17 protein-coding genes are annotated in these 20,178 nt (G+C 58.5%); 5 read left to right on the top strand and 12 right to left on the bottom strand.

Going from position 1 to position 20,178, the window contains the following annotated elements:
- Nucleotides 1–33: 33 nt before the first annotated feature.
- The 3 genes from BLW36_RS06070 to BLW36_RS06080 all read right to left on the bottom strand — a co-directional run bounded on the left by BLW36_RS06070 (nucleotide 34) and on the right by BLW36_RS06080 (nucleotide 2,399).
- Nucleotides 34–558 carry a pilin gene (locus BLW36_RS06070; protein WP_091386992.1) on the bottom strand — a complete coding sequence of 175 codons (525 nt, stop codon included), beginning with the start codon at nucleotides 556–558 and terminating at the stop codon, nucleotides 34–36.
- A gap of 474 nt (nucleotides 559–1,032) precedes the next feature.
- Complete coding sequence (locus BLW36_RS06075) at nucleotides 1,033–1,791, bottom strand: hypothetical protein (RefSeq protein WP_139304826.1); 759 nt, start codon at nucleotides 1,789–1,791, stop codon at nucleotides 1,033–1,035.
- Nucleotides 1,792–1,838: 47 nt separating this feature from the next.
- Nucleotides 1,839–2,399, bottom strand: coding sequence for a pilin (locus BLW36_RS06080; RefSeq protein ID WP_211567140.1), 561 nt, complete (start codon nucleotides 2,397–2,399; stop codon nucleotides 1,839–1,841).
- A 446-nt stretch (nucleotides 2,400–2,845) separates the two neighbouring features.
- Here BLW36_RS06080 and pilB point away from each other — a divergent pair, with 446 nt between their 5' ends.
- The 5 genes from pilB (at nucleotide 2,846) to yacG (ending at nucleotide 7,839) form a co-directional block, all read left to right on the top strand.
- Nucleotides 2,846–4,558 (top strand): type IV-A pilus assembly ATPase PilB, encoded by a 1,713-nt coding sequence (gene pilB / locus BLW36_RS06085; RefSeq protein WP_091386145.1) that lies wholly within the window; start codon nucleotides 2,846–2,848, stop codon nucleotides 4,556–4,558.
- A gap of 156 nt (nucleotides 4,559–4,714) precedes the next feature.
- Nucleotides 4,715–5,926 (top strand): type II secretion system F family protein, encoded by a 1,212-nt coding sequence (locus tag BLW36_RS06090; RefSeq protein WP_091386147.1) that lies wholly within the window; start codon nucleotides 4,715–4,717, stop codon nucleotides 5,924–5,926.
- A 6-nt stretch (nucleotides 5,927–5,932) separates the two neighbouring features.
- Complete coding sequence (locus BLW36_RS06095; RefSeq protein WP_091386149.1) at nucleotides 5,933–6,811, top strand: prepilin peptidase; 879 nt, start codon at nucleotides 5,933–5,935, stop codon at nucleotides 6,809–6,811.
- A 209-nt stretch (nucleotides 6,812–7,020) separates the two neighbouring features.
- Entirely contained in the window at nucleotides 7,021–7,623 is a 603-nt protein-coding gene (gene coaE / locus BLW36_RS06100; RefSeq protein WP_091386150.1) for a dephospho-CoA kinase, read from the top strand.
- 6 nt (nucleotides 7,624–7,629) lie between these two features.
- Nucleotides 7,630–7,839: a DNA gyrase inhibitor YacG gene (yacG, locus tag BLW36_RS06105; protein WP_091386152.1), complete on the top strand. Its 210-nt coding sequence runs from the start codon at nucleotides 7,630–7,632 to the stop codon at nucleotides 7,837–7,839.
- Nucleotides 7,840–7,946: 107 nt separating this feature from the next.
- Here yacG and mutT read toward each other — a convergent pair whose 3' ends face one another.
- The 9 genes from mutT to murC all read right to left on the bottom strand — a co-directional run bounded on the left by mutT (nucleotide 7,947) and on the right by murC (nucleotide 20,164).
- Nucleotides 7,947–8,378 (bottom strand): 8-oxo-dGTP diphosphatase MutT, encoded by a 432-nt coding sequence (gene mutT, locus BLW36_RS06110; protein WP_244506144.1) that lies wholly within the window; start codon nucleotides 8,376–8,378, stop codon nucleotides 7,947–7,949.
- Entirely contained in the window at nucleotides 8,359–9,561 is a 1,203-nt protein-coding gene (gene argJ, locus BLW36_RS06115; protein WP_091386156.1) for a bifunctional glutamate N-acetyltransferase/amino-acid acetyltransferase ArgJ, read from the bottom strand. The genes mutT and argJ overlap by 20 nt, the downstream gene beginning before the upstream one ends.
- Nucleotides 9,562–9,791: 230 nt before the next feature.
- On the bottom strand, nucleotides 9,792–12,536 hold the full coding sequence (gene secA, locus BLW36_RS06120) for a preprotein translocase subunit SecA (protein WP_091386159.1): 2,745 nt from the start codon (nucleotides 12,534–12,536) through the stop codon (nucleotides 9,792–9,794).
- Between the two features lie 186 nt (nucleotides 12,537–12,722).
- On the bottom strand, nucleotides 12,723–13,658 hold the full coding sequence (locus tag BLW36_RS06125; RefSeq protein WP_091386161.1) for a M23 family metallopeptidase: 936 nt from the start codon (nucleotides 13,656–13,658) through the stop codon (nucleotides 12,723–12,725).
- 274 nt (nucleotides 13,659–13,932) lie between these two features.
- The gene (lpxC, locus tag BLW36_RS06130; RefSeq protein WP_091386164.1) at nucleotides 13,933–14,844 is read right to left on the bottom strand and encodes a UDP-3-O-acyl-N-acetylglucosamine deacetylase; all 912 of its coding nucleotides are present in this window, start codon (nucleotides 14,842–14,844) and stop codon (nucleotides 13,933–13,935) included.
- A 360-nt stretch (nucleotides 14,845–15,204) separates the two neighbouring features.
- Complete coding sequence (ftsZ, locus tag BLW36_RS06135) at nucleotides 15,205–16,413, bottom strand: cell division protein FtsZ (protein ID WP_091386166.1); 1,209 nt, start codon at nucleotides 16,411–16,413, stop codon at nucleotides 15,205–15,207.
- A 102-nt stretch (nucleotides 16,414–16,515) separates the two neighbouring features.
- Nucleotides 16,516–17,751: a cell division protein FtsA gene (gene ftsA, locus BLW36_RS06140; protein WP_091386168.1), complete on the bottom strand. Its 1,236-nt coding sequence runs from the start codon at nucleotides 17,749–17,751 to the stop codon at nucleotides 16,516–16,518.
- 114 nt (nucleotides 17,752–17,865) lie between these two features.
- On the bottom strand, nucleotides 17,866–18,765 hold the full coding sequence (locus tag BLW36_RS06145; protein ID WP_091386170.1) for a cell division protein FtsQ/DivIB: 900 nt from the start codon (nucleotides 18,763–18,765) through the stop codon (nucleotides 17,866–17,868).
- Nucleotides 18,701–20,164, bottom strand: a complete 1,464-nt coding sequence (gene murC / locus BLW36_RS06150; RefSeq protein WP_091386172.1) for a UDP-N-acetylmuramate--L-alanine ligase — start codon at nucleotides 20,162–20,164, stop codon at nucleotides 18,701–18,703. The genes BLW36_RS06145 and murC overlap by 65 nt, the downstream gene beginning before the upstream one ends.
- Nucleotides 20,165–20,178: the final 14 nt, after the last annotated feature.

The raw sequence follows: 20,178 nt of genomic DNA on the forward strand, positions 1-20,178 counted from the left end.
TATATCCGGCTTATTCCAACACCAGCCCGATATCTATCCGCGGCATTCCGCTGGAGCCAAATTGGCAGGTAAAGTACCGGTGCCCGGATTACCCGCCCTGCCCGCAGCGTAACATGTCCATACTATTGACGAAATTGGACGTACACCAGCTACCAACGGAGCAGTGTTGGAAGTGGGGACCAAACTGAGCACGTTGGCCCCCGCAGCATTTACACGCAAAGAAAAAGCAACATCGATCTGGCCAGTAGCGGTATTCACCGACAGTGTCAATACATTAGGGGAAGTGTTAGCTGTAACGCCATTATCCCCCACCGTCTGTACACAAATGCCCGCCGTAGAACAGGGCACCGTGGGTCCACCTGCTACCGCAGAAGTGGGAAATCCAGCCCCCAGCCCACCCCCAGCTGCCGCCGCCGCCGTAGATGCATTATCCGCAACAAGCGCCTTTACCTCTGTGGCCAAAGCCAACCCCTCGGAAACACGCGTCCGCGCAGCATAGTCTTGATATGCTGGAAGTGCTACTGCCGCCAAAATACCAATAATCGCCACAACAACCATCAATTCAATTAAGGTAAATCCCTGTAGCGTTTTCACAGAAACTCCATTTCAAAAATTTTTGAAATTCCATTTGCTATTTAAATCTTCCGGCAACAATCACAATCAGATAGTTGCCTGCCGCAATCCAGTCTAGAAGAAATTATCAACCCCACTACCAATTAGGATGCGTCGGGCGCCGAAAATTCAAGGAAACTGTAGATACTTTAGACAACACAGCAAGCTGTATTCGCCCGGGGATCAAAGAGGATGAACATATATAATTGAATGCCGCTTTGTGAGAGGTTGCGTTCTACGCCAAGCGAGAAAAGATAGCCCATATGGAACAGGCAAAAGTGAAGCGAGCAAGGAAGGCGGCAAAGCCGATGTGCTTCGCCTAGTAAATTAAGAACAGGAAGAAGGCGCTTTACAGCAAAGCGCCAAAAGCCAACAATTCAGGCACCAACTCTTCCGCACCAGAAAATTGCGTAAATATACTTAATTCGCGAAAGGATCTAGATCTAAATAACTCGCCTTACTTAGATCAGGACTAGGGAAAACTACCGTCCATGCTCCAAAACGAGTGACCACTGGTAGCCAAGTAACAGCCCCACCCTTCACAGAGGCCGGCAAAGCAGAGGCATCTACAGCGGTCAAGCCTTTATGTAGATCGGAAGGAAATGCCTTACTGAAGATCTCGTCTCGATTACATTCACGATAATATTTTGGCAGTAACTGAATATCCCTGCCACTCAACGCTGAAAACAGCAGATCAGACTTCTCCTGCGCATCCGTAGGGCTTTCGGTGCAAATAAGCTGCGGCCCCAGCCAAGGCAAGCGGCGAAAACCCTCCGCCCCCTCGCGTAAATCCTGATCCGCCAGTTCAGTAGCCACCACTACCTCAATCCGGTCCTTGACAAACACCAGATAGACCGGGCGGGAGAGTGCAACTACATGAAGACCATACAGGAGTGCGGACAACTGCACGACTCCGACAAGCACATAATCCCGAATCAGTTCGCCCCTGGGCTTGCGAGGATTGAAAATAACCAGAGACATCAGCGGCCCCATGGCCAGCTCTACACCCACCACCATTAAAAACAGATCGGTTCCATCCAGCATGGCTGCGAACTCTCGCGGATACCAAATGCCGAAAACCATAAACGCGGTAAATATCGCCACCACCAAGGTGACAAGGGCATGAATTCCTGTGGCTTTTAACTTTGCACTAAACATATTCAAGAATACAGCAGACAAAAAAGGCCTCCACAGGAGGCCTTCTTACAACACCAGAGGCTAGCTATTTAAGCGCGACACTCGGCAGGTGCAATATTGGCAGGGAGAGAAGCAGCGCCAGGAGCACCTGTTTTACCCGCTGCATAGCAAGTCCAGATAATCGCAGCAGGGGGACGAGTACCAGCCTCAAGCGCAGCTGTATTGGAAGTGGGCACCAATGAGACCACGTTGGAACCTGCAGCGCTTACTCGAGCTGAATAGGCGATATCAATCTGACCAGTGCCAGTGTTAACGGCCAGGGACAGAACATTTGTAGAGGTACCGGCAGTAGTACCATTATCGCCAACCACCTGCGTACAGGTACCAGCGGCATTACAAGGAGTAGTGGCACCACCGGCTGTAGCAGTGGTCGGGAAACCTGCGCCCAGTCCACCGGCGGCAGCTGGAGTAACGTTGGATGCGTTATCCGCTACGATGGCCTTAAGCTCGCTGGCCAGGGCCAAGCCTTCAGAAACACGAGAACGCGCGGTGTAATCCTGGTAAGCCGGCAGAGCAACCGCAGCCAGAATACCGATGATCGCTACCACGATCATCAATTCGATAAGAGTAAAACCCTGTTGTTTTTTCATTGTAACCGTCTCCATACAGACTTTGGTTTTTTGTGAATCCCGGAAGGGAATACATCCCGTGAGGAAGCCGCGAAACAAGATACAAGCTTTGTGCCAACTGAGGCAAGCGTGAAAACCCTCTTCAGCACGATAAATGGAACGAAAGTCACACAGAGGGAGATCGATTTTTAAACAGCAAAATTACGCACTGACGAGGCAATCCCATTCCTGACAAAATCCGTCACATTCAAACAATAATGTACTGAAAGCACACCCAATAAAGAGATAGCACATCCTTATCAACCTGCACCTACAAGGTTTGGCTCGGGCAGGTTAATTCGATATATTTGGGCATTCATTAGCCTCTTATGAACACCGATCTGCGGCTCAACGGGCATAGATCAAAAAACACACAAGTCCCAACAGCACAAATAATAAGCAGTAGCTTTCATGCGGCGGTCTTATCCATGAGCACTACCCCCTTAAGCGGGCTAGCCAAACGGCTGGTTTCCGATCAAATTCTCGACGAAGCCACGGCAATCTCGGCAACCCAGGCCGCGCGCCGGGAAAGCCAGACGTTTGCCCAGCACGCGGTCGAATCCAAGCTGGTCAAAAGCCGGGAGCTCGCCAATGTCGCCGCTACGGCTTTCGGCTCGCCGCTATTTGATCTCGGTAGCTACAACTTCGACCTAATCCCCAAGGATATTGTTGATGAAAAGCTGATCAGCAAGCATTTTGCCCTGCCACTGTATAAACGCGGCAATCGCCTGTTTGTCGCCGTGGCCGACCCCACCAACCTTGCCGGGCTGGACGAGATCAATTTCAACACCGGCCTGAATACCGACGCGGTGCTGGTGGAAGCCGACAAGCTGGCCAAGGCTATCGAGAGCTATCTGTCCCACAGCGGCGACATGGGCGCCGGCCTGGAAGGCATGGACGAAGAGGAGCTAGATGCCCTAGACGTTGAGGGCGGCGCGTCGGAGGAGCGCGACGACAATGATGTCGGTGGGGATGAAGCACCGGTTGTACGTTTTGTGAACAAGGTGCTGCTTGACGCAATCCGCACCGGCGCCTCGGATATCCATTTTGAGCCCTACGAAAAGAGCTACCGGGTACGCTTGCGTACCGACGGCGTACTGCACGAGGTCGCCAAACCCCCGATCCAGCTGGCGCCGCGTATCTCCGCCCGCCTGAAAGTGATGTCGAAGATGGACATCTCTGAGCGTCGGGTGCCGCAGGACGGTCGCATCAAGATGAAGTTGTCCAAGACCAAGGCCATCGACTTCCGGGTCAACAGCCTGCCGACCCTGTGGGGGGAAAAAATCGTCTTGCGGATCCTGGATCCATCCTCGGCCAAACTGGGCATCGACGCGCTTGGCTACGAGGATGATCAGAAAAAGATCTATATGGATGCCCTGGCCCAGCCCCAGGGTATGATCCTGGTCACCGGGCCCACCGGTTCCGGTAAAACAGTATCGCTGTATACCGGCCTGAATATCCTGAACACCGCGGAGCGTAATATCTCCACCGCCGAAGACCCGGTGGAGATCAACCTGGAGGGCATCAACCAGGTCAACGTCAATCCCAAGGTAGGGCTGAATTTCGCCGACGCACTGCGCTCCTTCCTGCGTCAGGATCCGGATATTGTCATGGTGGGGGAGATCCGCGACCTGGAGACCGCCGAGATCGCCATCAAGGCCGCGCAGACCGGCCACCTGGTGCTCTCCACGCTACATACCAATTCGGCACCAGAGACGCTGACCCGCCTGATGAATATGGGGGTTCCCACCTTCAATATCGCCACATCGGTCAGCGTGATTATTGCGCAGCGCCTCGCAAGACGACTGTGCAACGAATGCAAGAAGCCGGCTACACTTCCCGAGGAGGTGCTGAAAGAAGAAGGCTTCGATACGGTAACCATCGACCGCAAGGATTGGAAAATCTACCAGCCGGTGGGCTGTGAGCACTGCTCCAAGGGCTACAAGGGCCGCGTGGGGGTCTATGAAGTGGTTCGCATCACCGATGGAATCTCGAGAATTATAATGGAGGGCGGCAACTCGATTCAGATCGCCGATCAGGCGCGTAAGGAAGGCTTCAACAATCTGCGCACGTCCGCCCTGCGCAAGGTGGTGATGGGGATCACCAGCCTGGAAGAGGCGAACCGGGTTACCAAAGACTAGAGTAGATTGCTGGATTTCGGCTTACGCCGGAATGACGAGTTGTTGAGTTCCAGTACCGGACCAGCTCCGGCACAGGCACTGCGCCGGAAAGACGATACTTTAATAATGCCAAGCGCAGCGAGATCTGCGCAGTAATAAGAATACGGGAATACAACCATGGCCAATGCCACAGCAGTTGCTTACGTCTACAAAGGTGTGGACAGTAAAGGCAATAAGGTCGAAGGCGAGATCAACGGCACCAACCCAGCGCTGATCAAGGCACAGCTGCGCAAGCAGGGCATTATTGCCAATCGGGTGCAGAAAAAGCCGAAACCGTTATTCGGCGGCAAAAAGAAGGTCAAGCCTGCGGATATCGCGCTGTTTACCCGCCAGATGGCCACGATGATGAAAGCCGGTGTGCCGCTGGTGCAGAGCTTCGATATCGTCGCCGACGGCCTGGATAATCAGGGCGTAAAGGAGCTGATCTTCAAGATTCGCGATGATGTCGCTTCAGGTACGGCTTTCGCCGATGCGTTGCGCAAACACCCGCTCTATTTCGACGAACTGTTCTGCAACCTAGTTGCCTCCGGTGAGCAGTCCGGTGCACTGGAAACCATGCTGGACCGCATCGCCACCTACAAGGAAAAAACGGAGTCGCTGAAGGCCAAGATCAAGAAGGCGATGACCTATCCAATCGCCGTAATCGTGGTGGCGATTGTGGTGACGTCCATCCTGCTGATCAAAGTTGTTCCACAATTTGCGGAGACATTCTCCAGTTTCGGCGCCGACCTGCCTGCGTTTACTCAATTGGTGGTCGGTATGTCGGAGTGGATGCAGGCAAACTGGTTTATCGCACTGATCACCATTATTGTTGGTATCGGCGGCACTATCGAGGCCAAAAAGCGCAACAGGAAAGTCGCCGAGTTTTTCGACCGCCTTGTACTGAAGCTGCCCATTCTGGGCACTATTACCTACAACTCTATCGCCGCCCGGTTTGCACGTACCCTGTCCACGACTTTCGCCGCCGGTGTGCCGCTGATCGACGCGCTCAAGTCCGTGGCCGGGGCGACCGGTAATAGCGTCTACCAAGAAGCCACTCTCAAGGTTCGGGACGCCGTTGCCACCGGTATCCCCCTTAATGGCGCACTGCGCTCAACAGGGCTCTATCCCATTATGCTGGTGCAGATGGCGGCAATCGGCGAAGAGTCCGGTGCGCTCGACGATATGCTCGCCAAGGCCGCAGATTTCTATGAAGAAGCGGTAGACAATATGGTGGACAACCTGACCACACTGCTGGAACCGATGATTATGGCGGTGCTGGGTATCCTCGTCGGCGGCCTGATGATCGCCATGTACCTGCCGATCTTCCAGCTGGGCCAGGTTGTATAAAAGATAATGTTCGAAACTTTAGTCTCTTACCAAGCGCTGCTGTTAGGCAGCGCTTTTGTTTTAGGGCTGCTGCTCGGCAGTTTCCTGAATGTCGTCATCTATCGCCTACCCATCATGATGGAGCGGGAATACAAGCGCGATTTCTACAGTTACTTTGATACAAAACCCGATCCCGCCGAGCAGAAAGAGCTGCAAGAGTCTTTCAACTTGGTACTACCCCACTCCCACTGCCCCAGATGTGATGCCGAAATCAAACCCTGGCACAACATCCCTGTCATTAGCTACCTGCTGTTGCGCGGCAAGTGTGGTTTTTGCGGTACCGCCATTTCCAAGCGCTATCCGCTGGTGGAGCTGGCTACCGGCCTGTTGACCGCTATCGTCGTTTGGCAACTGGGCTTTACCTGGCAGGCGCTGGCTGGCTGCGTGTTTACCTGGGCGCTGGTGGCCCTGACCGGTATCGACTTCGACAAGCAGCTACTGCCGGACGGCATCACCCTGCCACTGCTGTGGACGGGACTAATGATCAACCTGTGGGGCGTTTTTGTACCTCTGCAGGATGCGGTGGTCGGGGCCATTGCCGGCTACCTGGCGCTGTGGTCGGTATTCCAGATCTTCAAACTGGTGACCGGAAAGGAAGGCATGGGTGCCGGCGATTTCAAGATTCTGGCTGCGATCGGTGCCTGGTTTGGCTGGCAGATGCTGCCACTGGTGATCCTGCTTTCCGCCGCTGTCGGCGCCGTCGCCGGACTGACCTGGAGTGCGATCGCCGGGCGCGATAGGAATCTGCCCATTGCGTTTGGTCCCTACCTCGCCGGTGCGGGATGGATCGCGATGCTTTGGGGGGACAAGATTGTGGGCTGGTATCTGGATTATTCAGGGCTATAGCGAGCTGCGGGCTCGACTGGGCTGCATCCTCTGTAGCGCTGGATTCCGGTACCGGATCAAGTCCGGCACAGGCTCTGCGCCGAAATGACGAGATCATTTGAAGGGCGAACCCAGTGTTCGCCCTTTTTGTTTACGTCCGCTATCAATGACGTTTACATCCCTCGTCGTTACAATGGGCAACTCAGCTATTGAGATGCGGAACTGACTCTGTGTTCACTATCGGTTTGACTGGCGGTATTGGCAGCGGCAAGTCCGCAGCGGCGGATTGTTTCCGCGCGCTGGGTATCCACGTCGTCGACGCGGACTGGGCCGCGCGCGTCGTCGTGCAGCCCGGGCAGCCGGCGCTGGCGAAGATCGCCGAGCACTTTGGTGCCGATGTCCTGCTTGGGAATGGCGAGTTGGACCGGGCCAGGTTGCGCGGGCTGGTGTTCGACAACGCGGACGAACGAAACTGGCTGGAGGCGCTGTTGCACCCGCTGATTCGCGAGGAGATACTGCGAGCACTGGCGGCGAGTCAGAGTGCCTATGCGATTCTGGAGTCGCCGCTGCTGATTGAATCCGGTCAGTATAAACTGGTGGACAGAGTCTGCGTGATCGATGTGCCGGAGGCGCTGCAGATTGAACGTGCCGGTGCCCGCGACCGCAACGATCCGGAGCAGATTCGCAAGATTATGGCGGCGCAGCTGCCGCGCGCAGAGCGCCTGCAACGAGCTGACGATGTGCTGGACAATTCCGGCGATCTCAGCAGCCTGGAAGCGCAGGTCGCTTCACTGCATCAGAAGTACCTGCAACTGGCAGAATCCAACAACTGAAGTTTTATGGCTAAAGATACCCCTACCCTCAACTGCCCCACCTGCAAAAAGCCGATCGAGTGGAATGCAAAGTTTCCCCACCGGCCGTTTTGCAGCGAACGCTGTAAGTTGATCGATCTGGGAGAATGGGCCAGCGAGGGCCACAAGATTCCGGGCGCGCCGGTTTACGATGATGTGTTGAGTGAGGAACTGGAGCAGTCCAAGACACGGCACTGAGTTTCGCGCCGGGTTTCTGGGTTCCGGCCTACGCCGGAATGACGATTTCTCGAAAGTCTCGTCATACCGGCGAAAGCCGGTATCCAGTCCGCAGGCTCCAGCCGCTCCTAGACTGGCCGGTTAGCCTGGATAGCCTCGATGATCACCAGATTGGCGTCGGGGAACTGGTAATCGGTTAGCTCCGAAACTGCTACCCAAGCGGTTTCCTGCCCTTCCCGGCCGTGCGCCTCGCCTTCGAATTCCGTCACCCACCAGGTATCCAGCAGCACGGTCTTTTCCGGATACTCGTGGCGGATTTCCGTCAAAGGCCGCAAGCTTTTCACATCGATCGCCACCTCTTCGTGCAACTCGCGGGCAAGTGCCTGCTGCACCGTTTCCCCGGCTTCCACCTTGCCGCCGGGAAACTCCCAGCGGCCGCCCATATGCAGGTGATCCGGGCGGCGGGCGATCAGGATCCTGCCGTCGGCCCGCAACACCACACCCACGGCAACATGCACTACCTTGCTCATCAACTGCGCCTCAGGTGCGGTATTCGGCATTGATGGTCACGTATTCGTGGGAGAAATCGCAGGTCCAGATATGTTCGCTGCAATCGCCGCGGCCGAGGTTGACGGTAATGGTGAATTCCGGCTTGGAAAAGACCGCCTGCCCCGCCTCTTCCGTGTAGTCCGCGGCGCGGCCGCCGGCCTCCACCACCTGCACGTCATCCAGATAGATATCCACCTGCGATGAATCCAGGTTGTCGACGCCCGCGTTGCCGACTGCCATCACCAGGCGGCCCCAGTTCGGATCCGAGGCGTAGAGTGCGGTCTTCACCAGCGGGGACTCGCCCACTTCGAACGCCACTTTCAGTGCTTCTTCGCTACTCGCGGCACCTTGCACCTTCACGGTGACAAACTTGGTCGCGCCCTCGCCGTCTTTGACGATTGCCTGGGCCAGTTCAATATGCACCTCGACGATCGCCGCCTTCAGGCGCTCGTATTCGGCGCTGCGCTTGTCGCCGATCAGCGGGCCGCTGGCGCCGCTGGCGATCAGCACACAGGCATCGTTCGTGGAAGTGTCACCGTCGATGCTGATGCGGTTGAAGGACGCGCTGACGGCCTCCCTGACCAGTTCGTCGAGCAGCGGCTGGGGTATGGCCGCGTCTGTCGCCACGTAGGCGAGCATGGTGGCCATATTCGGCTGGATCATGCCGGCACCCTTGGCGATACCCACGATGCGAACCTGCTCGCCGGCAATCTCGACGAGGCGGCTCGCCGTCTTCGGGCGGGTATCCGTGGTCATGATGGCGCGGGCGGCACTATCCCAGCCGTCGCCGCTGAGCTGTGTCGCGGCAACAGGAATGGCATCGAGCAGTTTCTGCAACGGCAGATGCTCGCCGATCACGCCGGTGCTGAACGGCAGCACCTGCTCCCCGGCAATATGCAGGGCTTCGGCGACTGCGCTACAACAGCTGCGCGCATCCTCGATACCGCGCTCGCCGGTGGCGGCGTTGGCGTTGCCGGCGTTGATCAGCAGCGCGCGGATATTGCCGTTGCGGATATGTTCCTTCGCCACGGTGACCGGGGCGGCACAGAAGGCATTTTGGGTGAAGGTAGCGGAGACTGCCGCACCCTCGTTGAGCGTAATCAGTAGCAGGTCATCCCGCTGCCAGTTCTTGATATTGGCGGCAACGCTGGCGAGGCGGATGCCCGGAATTTGAGGCAGTGAAGTTTCTGGCATAACTGTTACGGCAACAGGCCGCTCCCGGCTGTCTGAACCGCCGCTTACGGCGGTACGCGTGTAAAAGGCGACATTATCGAAGTGAGCACCAGTCCTGACAAGCGCGAAGCAACCACTTCTGCGGAATTGCGATGAAAAGCTGCAGATAATTCTGCGCGCGACCTAAAAAAATGCCCCGTTCGAGCAGGGCATTTTCAGGTTCAGCGTTCTGGCTGCGGGCCCAGGCCTTATCAGCTCTGGGTGGACGAAGCCAGCTTACCGTGACACTGCTTGTATTTCTTGCCGGAGCCACAGGGGCAGGGATCGTTGCGGCCGACCTTGGGTCCGCGGCGCTCCGGCATCGGCGCTGCCTGTTCGGCAGCTTCCGCTTCCGGCATGGCTGACGCCTGGGCATGCTGCAGTTCCAGCTGCTGGCGGCGCTGCTCTTCCAGGCGGCGGCGCTCCATCTCCTCCATCTGCTCGCGGGTCATCGGCTCGACGTGGGCGAGAATACGCACCACCTCGTGCTTCAGGTTGTCGAGCATGCTCTGGAACAGGTGGAAAGACTCACGCTTGAACTCTTGCTTCGGGTTCTTGTTCGCGTAGGCGCGCAGGCCGATGCCGGCACGCAGGTGGTCCATGCTGGAGAGGTGTTCCTTCCACAGCTGGTCCAGTACCTGCAGCATGATCTGGCGCTCAACGGTCGGCATCAGGCTGGCATCACCAGAGGATTCCGCGATGCGCGTGACCTTAGCTGCGTAAGCCTCCTGGGCCGCGGCGATGATCTTCTCGCGCAGACTCTCTTCGTGCAGGGTGCGATCCTCATCCAGCCACTGCTGGATCGGCAGCTGCAGCCCGAGCTCGCCGGCCAGCTGTTTTTCCAGCCCGGGAATATCCCACTGCTCTTCCACGCTCTGCGGTGGCACGAAGCCGGAGATCAGCTCGTTGACCACGTCTTCGCGGATTGCCGCAATGGTATCGCTGATATTCTCCGCTTCCAGCAACTCATTGCGCTGGCCGTAGATAACCCGGCGCTGGTCGTTGGCGACATCGTCGTATTCGAGCAGCTGCTTGCGGATATCGAAGTTGCGGCCTTCGACACGGCGCTGCGCCTTCTCGATGGCATTGGAGACCATGCGGTGCTCGATGGCCTCGCCCTTCTCCATACCCAGCATCTGCATAAAGTTCTTCACCCGGTCGGAGGCGAAGATACGCATCAGGTTATCTTCCAGCGACAGATAGAACCGGGTTACGCCCGGGTCGCCCTGGCGGCCGGCGCGACCGCGCAGCTGGTTGTCGATACGGCGGGATTCATGGCGCTCGGTACCGATAATGTGCAGGCCGCCGGCCTCGATCACGGTGTCGTGGCGTTTCTGCCACTCTTCCTTGAGCTTGGCGAGTTCGGCCTCGGTCGGCTCGCGCCCTTCCTTCTCGCGCTGTTCGTTGACTTCCGCCTCCCAGTTGCCGCCGAGTACGATATCGGTACCGCGACCGGCCATGTTGGTGGCGATGGTGACGGTACCCGGGCGGCCGGCCTGGGCGATGATCTGCGCTTCGCGCTCGTGGTACTTGGCATTCAGTACCTGGTGCTCGATGCCGGCCTTCTGCAGCATGCGCGACATCTCTTCCGAGGTCTCAATGGAGGCGGTACCAACGAGGATCGGTGCCTGCTTGTCACGGCAGTACTTGATGTCCTCGATGATGGCATCCATCTTCTCTTCTTTGCTCAGGTAGACCAGGTCGTTCAGGTCGTCGCGCTGCACTTCGCGGTTGGTCGGGATCACCACCACGTCGAGGCCGTAGATCTGCTGGAATTCGAACGCCTCGGTATCGGCGGTGCCGGTCATACCCGACAGCTTCGGGTAGAAGCGGAACAGGTTCTGGAAGGTGGTGGAAGCCAGGGTCTGGCTCTCGCTCTGGATCTGCACCTTTTCCTTCGCCTCGAGTGCCTGGTGCAGGCCCTCGGACAGGCGGCGGCCCGGCATGGTCCGGCCAGTGTGCTCGTCGATCAGCACCACCTGGCCGTTCTGCACTATGTAGTCCACGTCTTTATTGAACAGTACGTGCGCGCGCAGCGCAGCGTGCACGTGGTGCAGCAGCCCCAGGTTGCCGGGCGCGTACAGGGACTCGTCTTCCTTCATCAGGCCGCTGCGGGACAGCAGGTCCTCGATCAGCTGGTGGCCGTCTTCGGTCAACTCCACCTGGCGGGTCTTTTCATCCACTGTGTAGTGGCCCTCGCCACCCTCTTCCGCGCGCTCCAGCTGGGGCACCAGCTGGTTCATCGCCAGGTAGAGGTGCGAGGAATCTTCGGCGGCACCGGAGATAATCAGCGGTGTGCGCGCCTCGTCGATCAGGATGGAGTCCACCTCGTCGACGATGGCAAAGTTCTGCGGGCGCTGGGTGCGGTCTTCCTTGCGCAGCACCATGTTGTCGCGCAGATAGTCGAAGCCGAATTCGTTGTTGGTACCGTAGGTGATGTCCGCCTGGTAGGCGGCCTTCTTTTCTTCCGGGGGCTGCTGAGACACGATCACGCCCACGGTCAGGCCGAGGAACTCGTACACCGGCCGCATCCAGTTGGCGTCGCGCGCGGCCAGGTAGTCGTTCACGGTCACGATGTGCACGCCCTTGTCTTCGAGCGCATTCAGGTAGGCCGGCAGCGTGGCCACCAGGGTCTTACCCTCACCGGTACGCATCTCGGCGATGCGGCCTTCATGCAGGGTCATGCCACCGATCATCTGTACATCAAAGTGGCGCAGCCCCAGGGTACGGCGGCTGGCCTCACGTACCGCGGCAAAGGCCTCCGGCAGCAGCTGGTCGAGCTTCTCGCCATCGGCGAGGCGCTTCTTGAATTCGTCTGTCTTGGCTTTCAGGGCGGCATCATCGAGCTTCTGGAACTCTTCCTCCAGCGCGTTGATCTGCGCGACGACGCGACGCATACGCTTGAGCTCGCGGTCATTTTTTGAACCGAAGACCGATTTAACAAGTTTGCCAATCATTATCTAGAAACCACTTATCTTATTTGCGCGGCCGAATCAGTGGGCCGGGGAGAAATTCCACACCAACGCTCTTTTCAACGAGGGGTGCAAGTAAACAGGAAGGCGCAACGACTAGCAACTATCTCCTTGCGCCACGGGCGCTTGCGGGGATTTACCAGTGGTTGCGCGATATGGGAAGAATAGTTGTTATCGGCCGGTGCGGCGGATGTAGCTGGCCGGGTCGACGGCGCGGTTGTTTTTGTACACCTCGAAGTGCACATGGGGACCTGTGGAGCGGCCACTGGAACCCATCAGCGCGATCACCTGGCCTTTCTTGACCACATCGCCGAGCTTGACCTTGATCTCGCTGTTGTGACCGTAACGCGTGGAGTAACCATTGCCGTGGTTGATTTCCACCAGCTGGCCGTAGCCGTGGCGGTCCTCGGCCCATGTCACGACGCCGGCAGCGACGGACACCACGTCCGAGCCCTTCTTACCGGCGAAATCCACACCCTTGTGCCAGGTACGGCGGCCACTGAAGGGATCGGTGCGGTAACCGTAGCGGGATGACATCCAGCCGCGGCTGATCGGGCGGCCGGCGATAAACTGCTCGTCCTGCAGCTGACGCTTGGCCAGCAGGCTCTCGAGCGTGTTCAACTGCATCTGGCGATCGTCGATCTGTTCCGACAAATCACCGATCACTTCAAGGAATTCCGGCGGCTGGTACGGCAGCTCGGAGGCACCCGCGATACCCGGATCTTCCGGACCGCCGAGGGCCGGGGCCGTGCCGAACTGGAACTCGCCCTCGTCCAGCTTGGCCGCGACCGTCAGGCGTTCACCGAGGGCGTCCACACGGGTCAGACGGGCCTGCATTTCCGCCAGCTTGACCGTCAGCGCAGTCAGCTGCTCGCGGGCCTCGCGGTCCGCCTCGTCGATTTGTTGCTGCTGTTTGCGCAGCGCCTTGTTCCAGGCCTTGGCGGTGCGGGAATCGAAGACATCGGTCTCGGCTACCGGCAAATTGACACCGATGAGAAAGGCACCCACCGGCAAGCCGAGCAGGCACAGGCTCAGCAGAGCCTTGCTGAGGCCACCAAAGCTGAAGCTGCGCGTACCGCCGCGCTCATTGACTAGGATTACTTTCATAACAGGCGTGTGAAATTCGACAGTTTGTTGTTTTCGTTAGCTCTGCTGCGAAGCCCGGATAACCACTTCCTTGCCTCACCTTCACGCCTTTCCAATGGCAGCTCAGTCGACCAACCCATCCAATGTAACACCGGCCAACTGACAAAAATCGTTATCAACGCACAAAACGGTTTGCACGCTTTTGCGGTCTCCCCCGCTTGCAGACCGGCACTATCTCCAGCCTGCCCCAACACGTAAAAAGCCGGCAACTTCCGTGCCGGCTCTACGTTCTGACTCAGACAGCCAGAATTGGCTTGACGTAGGAGATGGGTGCTTCCTGTTCGCCCTCGAACGTCACCATCTCCCAGGCGTCTTCCTGCGCCATCAAGGTGCGCAGTGACTTGTTGTTGAGCGCGTGGCCGGACTTGTGGGCCCGGAACTCACCGATCAGGCTGGTACCCAGCAGATACAAGTCGCCGATGGCGTCCAGAATCTTGTGCTTAACAAATTCGTCTTCGTAACGTAATCCGCCCTCGTTAAGAATGCGGTACTGGTCGATGACGATGGCATTGTCCACGCTACCACCCTGCACCAGGCCTTTGGAGCGCAGGTACTCGATTTCGTGCATGAAACCGAAGGTGCGCGCGCGGCTCACTTCCTTCACAAAGGAAGTGCTGGAGAAATCCACCGAAGAGGTCAGGTTGCGCCCCTGGAAAACCGGGTGATCGAAATCGATGGTGAACGACACCTTGAAACCGTTGAACGGCAGGAAGCTGGCCACTTTGTCGCCCTCTTCCACAGTCACCGGCTTCTTGATGCGCAGGAATTTCTTCGGCGCCGACTGCTCCTGGATACCAGCGGACTGGATCAGGAATACGAAAGGACCGGCACTGCCGTCCATAATCGGCACTTCCTGCGCAGACAGCTCGACGACCGCGTTGTCGATACCCAGGCCGGCCATGGCCGACAGCAGGTGCTCTACGGTAGCGACGCGTACGTCGTCTTTCACCAGGGTGGTGGAGAGCAGCGTATCGCCGACGTTTTCCGCGCGGGCTTCAATCTCAACCACCGGATCTAGGTCGGTCCGGCGGAACACAATGCCAGTATCCACGGGCGCCGGTTTCAAGGTCAGGACAACCTTTTTGCCGGTGTGCAGACCTACGCCGGTGGCGCGAATAGCATTCTTAAGTGTGCGCTGTTTGATCATGAAACACTCTTTTCCCAGTCGGTGAGCGGCATACGGGCCGCAGCGAGCCGGCGATCATATCAGAAATTTTACGCCAAAACTAGCAATGGCCTGCCAGTCATTTCACATCGTCGACCTGTATTTTCAGGATAGCTCAGCGCGAAAACTGCGGCGCCATGCTGCCTTCCTTTGACACCATTGTAAGGCGGTGTGCTGCACTAGCGCTGTTAAAAATTGTTAACCCGGGACGTGCCCGGGTTAACAAAATCGCCGACCAAATAGTCAGCATCTGAACCGCTCGCCGTCGCGGCTGTTGCCCGGCCCGAAGGCCGGGCGGACATGAGCGGGTTTGGCCTTAACGGCGCGGCGGTCCAGCCGACGCTAGTCCGCTTGGCGGCGCAGGAACGCGGGGATATCCAGATATTCCATATCGGTATCCGCCGGGTTCAGCGCCGGTGCCGGGCGTTTCGGGCGCTCGGTTTCCATGCGGGCGCGGTTGTCGGTGCTTTCGCGACCAGACAGACCGGCCGAACTGGCCTGGCTGTCACGCGCTTCGCGCATCTCAGGACGGCGGGTGTTGTCCACCACCTTGGTCGGGCGAGCCGCCTGCTGTGCGCCCTCGCCGAGACCGGCGGCCACCACGGTCACGCGCATCTCATCGCCGAGCTTGTCGTCCACGGCGGTGCCGATCACCACGGTGGCGTCGTCGGAAGCGATCTCCTGCACGATTTCGCCCACTTCGGAGTATTCGCCCAGGGTCAGTTCCTGGCAGCCGCCTTCTTCACTGCCGGTGATGATGTTGACCAGGATGCCGCGGGCGCCCTGCAGATTGACGTTGTCCAGCAGCGGGCTACGCACGGCCTTCTCTGCCGCCTCGCGGGCACGGTTCTCACCAACCGCTGAGCCGGAGCCCATCATCGCCATGCCCATTTCGGACATAACGGTGCGCACGTCGGCGAAATCCACGTTCATGATGCCCGGGCGGATCATCAGGTCGGCGATACCCTGCACTGCGCCCAGCAGCACGTTGTCGGCTTCCTTATAGGCGGCCTTCATCGTGATCTTGTTGCCGAGCACTTCCAGCAGGCGGTCGTTCGGGATGGTGATCAGCGAGTCGACCTTGTCGCGCAGCTCGAGAATCCCCTCTTCCGCCACTACCGAGCGCTTGCGGCCTTCGATCTTGAACGGGCGGGTAACCACGGCGACGGTCAGAATACCCAGATCCTTGGCGATCTCTGCGACGATCGGTGCACCACCGGTACCGGTACCGCCGCCCATGCCCGCGGTGATGAACACCATGTCGGCACCCTGCAGTACTTCCGCGATGCGCTCGCGATCCTCCAGAGCGGACTGACGGCCCACATCCGGATTCGCGCCCGCCCCGAGGCCGCGGGTGATGTTGTTACCCAGCTGCAGAATGGTGCGCGCCTCGATGTCTTTCAGCGCCTGGGCATCGGTGTTCGCGCAGATGAAATCCACACCTTCCACTTCGCTGATGATCATATGCTTCACAGCGTTGCCGCCACCGCCGCCGACACCGATCACTTTGATGACAGGTTTGTCCTGTACGCTATCGACTAGTTCGAACATCTCTGTTCCCCTTTTTTGCTCATGTCAAAATTTATAGTTCGGTCCCTAAAAATCCTGTTGAGGCTGTTTGTGCCCGCCCCGCGGCCCATCGATTAACCGTTTTTACAGATTGCCTCTGAACCAGTGCTTCACCTTGTCCCACCACTGGTTTTCTTCGCGCACCGGGCGCTGGCCGCTCTCGCCGGTTTCCTCCTGCTTCATCGCGTACATCAGCAGGCCGACGCCGGTGGAATAAATCGGGTTGCTGACGATGTCCGTTAGTCCGGCAACACCCTGCGGTACGGCCAGGCGTACCGGCATATGGAAAATCTCTTCGGCCAGCTCAACCGCGCCCTCCATTTTTGAAGAGCCGCCGGTCAACACGACGCCGGCCGCGCACAGGTCCTCGAATCCGCTGCGGCGCAGTTCCGCCTGTACCAGCGTGAACAGCTCGTCGTAGCGTGGCTCCACCACTTCCGCCAGGGCCTGACGGGACAGATCCCGCGGTGCGCGGTCGCCGACGCTCGGCACCTTGATGGTTTCCCCCTCGCGGGCCAGCTTCGCCAGTGCGCAGGCGTATTTGATTTTCAGTTCTTCCGCGTGCGGCGTCGGCGTGCGCAGTGCCATGGCGATATCGTTGGTCACCTGGTCACCGGCAATCGGAATCACGCCGGTATGACGAATAGACCCGCCGGTAAACACCGCGATATCGGTAGTGCCGCCACCGATATCGACCATGCACACGCCGAGTTCCTTCTCGTCCTCGGTCAGTACCGCGTAGCTGGAAGCCAGTTGCTCGAGGATGACGTCCTCCACTTCCAGGCCGCAGCGGCGGATACATTTCTCGATATTCTGTGCCGCATTGACCGCGCCGCTGACCAGGTGCACCTTGGCCTCCAGCCGCACGCCGGACATCCCCAGCGGCTCCTTGACGCCCTCCTGGTTATCGATCAGAAACTCCTGCGGCAGCGTGTGCAGTATTTTCTGGTCCGCCGGAATCGCCACTGCACGCGCGGCGTCTATTACCCGATCCAGATCCTGCTGCGTCACTTCGCGATCCTTGATCGCGACGATGCCGTGGGAATTCAGGCTGCGGATGTGGCTGCCGGCAATACCGGCGTAGACCGAGTGAATTTCGCAGCCGGCCATCAGCTCCGCTTCCTCCACCGCGCGCTGAATCGACTGCACGGTGGATTCGATATTAACCACCACACCTTTTTTCATGCCGGTAGATCTGTGTGAACCGATACCGACAATATTCAGCTCGCCATCGCCGGAGACTTCGCCGACGATCGCGACCACTTTGGAAGTGCCGATATCCAGACCCACGATCATGCGGTGATCGGATGCTTGTGTCATTTTTGTACCAACCTCGCTGAACTGTGCTCCGGATCGCATTCCCAATAACGGCCCAGGGCACAGCGTTCGCTTTTAAATTTTGTTGTTATCGCGGCCTTCGCGCCGCATTCACTATTACTCTTTATCGTTTTTCCACTGCACCGCCACTGCGTTGCCGTAGCGGGTATCGACACTGGCAACTTTTTCCAGGTGCGGAGCCAGCACACTCCGGCTCAGCTGCAGGAACCGGTTGACCCGCTCCAGCAGTTCGTCGTGCCCCAGGCGCAACTCCACTCCGGAAATCAATTCCAGGTGCCACCCTGCCAGGTCGTCAAAGGACAACCGTTTCACTTCCATATCCCGCGTGGTCAGCAACCCCGCGAGGGCCTGGTACTGCGACATGATGCGCTCGACCAGCTCCTCGTCACCCGCCAACTCCGGCAGGCGACCGGTATTCATCTGCGCTGGTCGCGGCAACAGCTCGCCGCTCGCCACCAGCAATTTGTCCTTGCCCCATACCGCGAGCGGCTGCGCCTCCTGCACCTCCACCTCGACCCCGCGGGGCCAGCGCCGATTTACCGACGCCGAAGTGATCCAGGAGTTCTCCAGTAGCGCCTCGCGCATGCCGCGGATATCCGCGGAGAAAAACCCTTCCTGCAAATACGGCAACAGTATTTCTTCGATCTGCCGCTGGGTCACCGCATTGAACGGCCCCTTGACCCTTACGTGCTCCAATGCATCGACCCGGCTGAGTTCCTGCACCGGCGTACGCTGCCACAACCACAAGCCGCCGTAACTCAGGCCGGCCAGGACAGCGACTGCCAGCACCGCCGGCAACAGCGGCCGCCAGTTGCGTCCGCCACCAGTGCCCTCAGCCTTGTCGGCAATCGGCCGCGCGCCGCGCACTGGTTTTTTCTTCTTGCGCTCCGTTTTTCGTTCTTTCCTGTCGGCTGCCGCTTTCACCGCGCTGTCAACCTTCTGCCGTTGTTTCGCCCAGGCGCCACTGGGCCAGCTGCTGTGCCAGCGCGCCCACATTACCGGCACCCTGCGTCAGCACGATATCACCGGGCTCCAGCAGATCCGCCAGGATCGGCGGCACCTGCTCAATTGTCTCGACAAAAATCGGATCCACCTGCCCGCGGTTGCGCAGACTGCGCGCCAGGGTGCGGCCGTCCGCGCCCGGAATCGGCGTTTCGCCGGCGCTGTATACGTCGAGCAGTATCAGTTTGTCTACCTGCGACAGCACCTGCACGAAGTCCTCAAACAGGTCCCGCGTACGCGTGTAGCGATGTGGCTGGTAAATCATCACCAGGCGGCGCTCCGGCCAGCCGTCGCGGACCGTCTTGATGGTCGCAGCCACTTCCCGCGGATGGTGACCGTAGTCATCCACCAGCATGACCTTCTCGGCACTGGCTTCGTCGCTGACGGCATAGTGACCGAAGATCTGGAATCGACGACCGACACCCTGGAAGCCCTCCAGTCCCTTGCGGATTGCCTCGTCGGCGATACCTTCGTCCGTCGCCACCGCGATCGCGGCAGTCGCATTCAGTACATTGTGAATACCCGGTGTGTTGACACACACTTCGAGCAATTTGCCATCCGGCCGCTGTACGCTGAAGTGGCTGCGCAGCGGTTCCTGCTTTACGTCGACGATGCGGAAGTCGTTCCCCTCTTCGAAGCCGTAGGTCACGATCGGGCGCGAAAACTTCGGGATCACTTCCTGAATATGTTCGTCGTCACCGCAGACAACCGCGAGGCCGTAAAACGGCAGATTGTGTACGAAATCGATAAAGATCTGCTTTACCTTTTCGAAATCACCGCCGTAGGTTTCCATATGATCCGCATCGATATTGGTGATCACGGTCACCATCGGCTGCAGGTGAATAAACGACGCATCGCTCTCGTCGGCTTCGGCAATCAGGTAACGGCTCTCGCCCAGGGCCGCATTGGCTCCCGCCGCATTCACCAGGCCACCGATCACAAAGGTCGGATCCTTCTTGTCCGCGGCAAATATCGACGCGATCAGGCTGGTAGTCGTCGTCTTGCCGTGGGTACCGGCGACCGCAATGCCGTAGCGGTAGCGCATCAGCTCGCCGAGCATCTCCGCGCGGCGCACCACCGGGATGCGTTTTTCGAGTGCTGCCACGACTTCCGGGTTATCGCCATGCACCGCGGAGGAATTCACTACCACGTCGACACCGGAGATATTTTCCTCACTGTGCCCGATCTGGACCTTGATACCCAGCTTGCGCAGCCGCTCGGTCACCGAAGACTCGCGCAGATCCGAGCCGGACACTTCGTAGCCTTGGTTCTGCAGTACCTCGGCAATACCGCTCATGCCGGCGCCGCCGACGCCGATAAAATGGATACGGCGGATTCGGCGCATCGTGGGTACGCTGTAACGCTTCTGTGTAGCCGTCAGTTCTGATGACATTCTCTTACCCCTTA

The organism is Microbulbifer marinus (genome assembly GCF_900107725.1).
Classification (GTDB): domain Bacteria; phylum Pseudomonadota; class Gammaproteobacteria; order Pseudomonadales; family Cellvibrionaceae; genus Microbulbifer; species Microbulbifer marinus.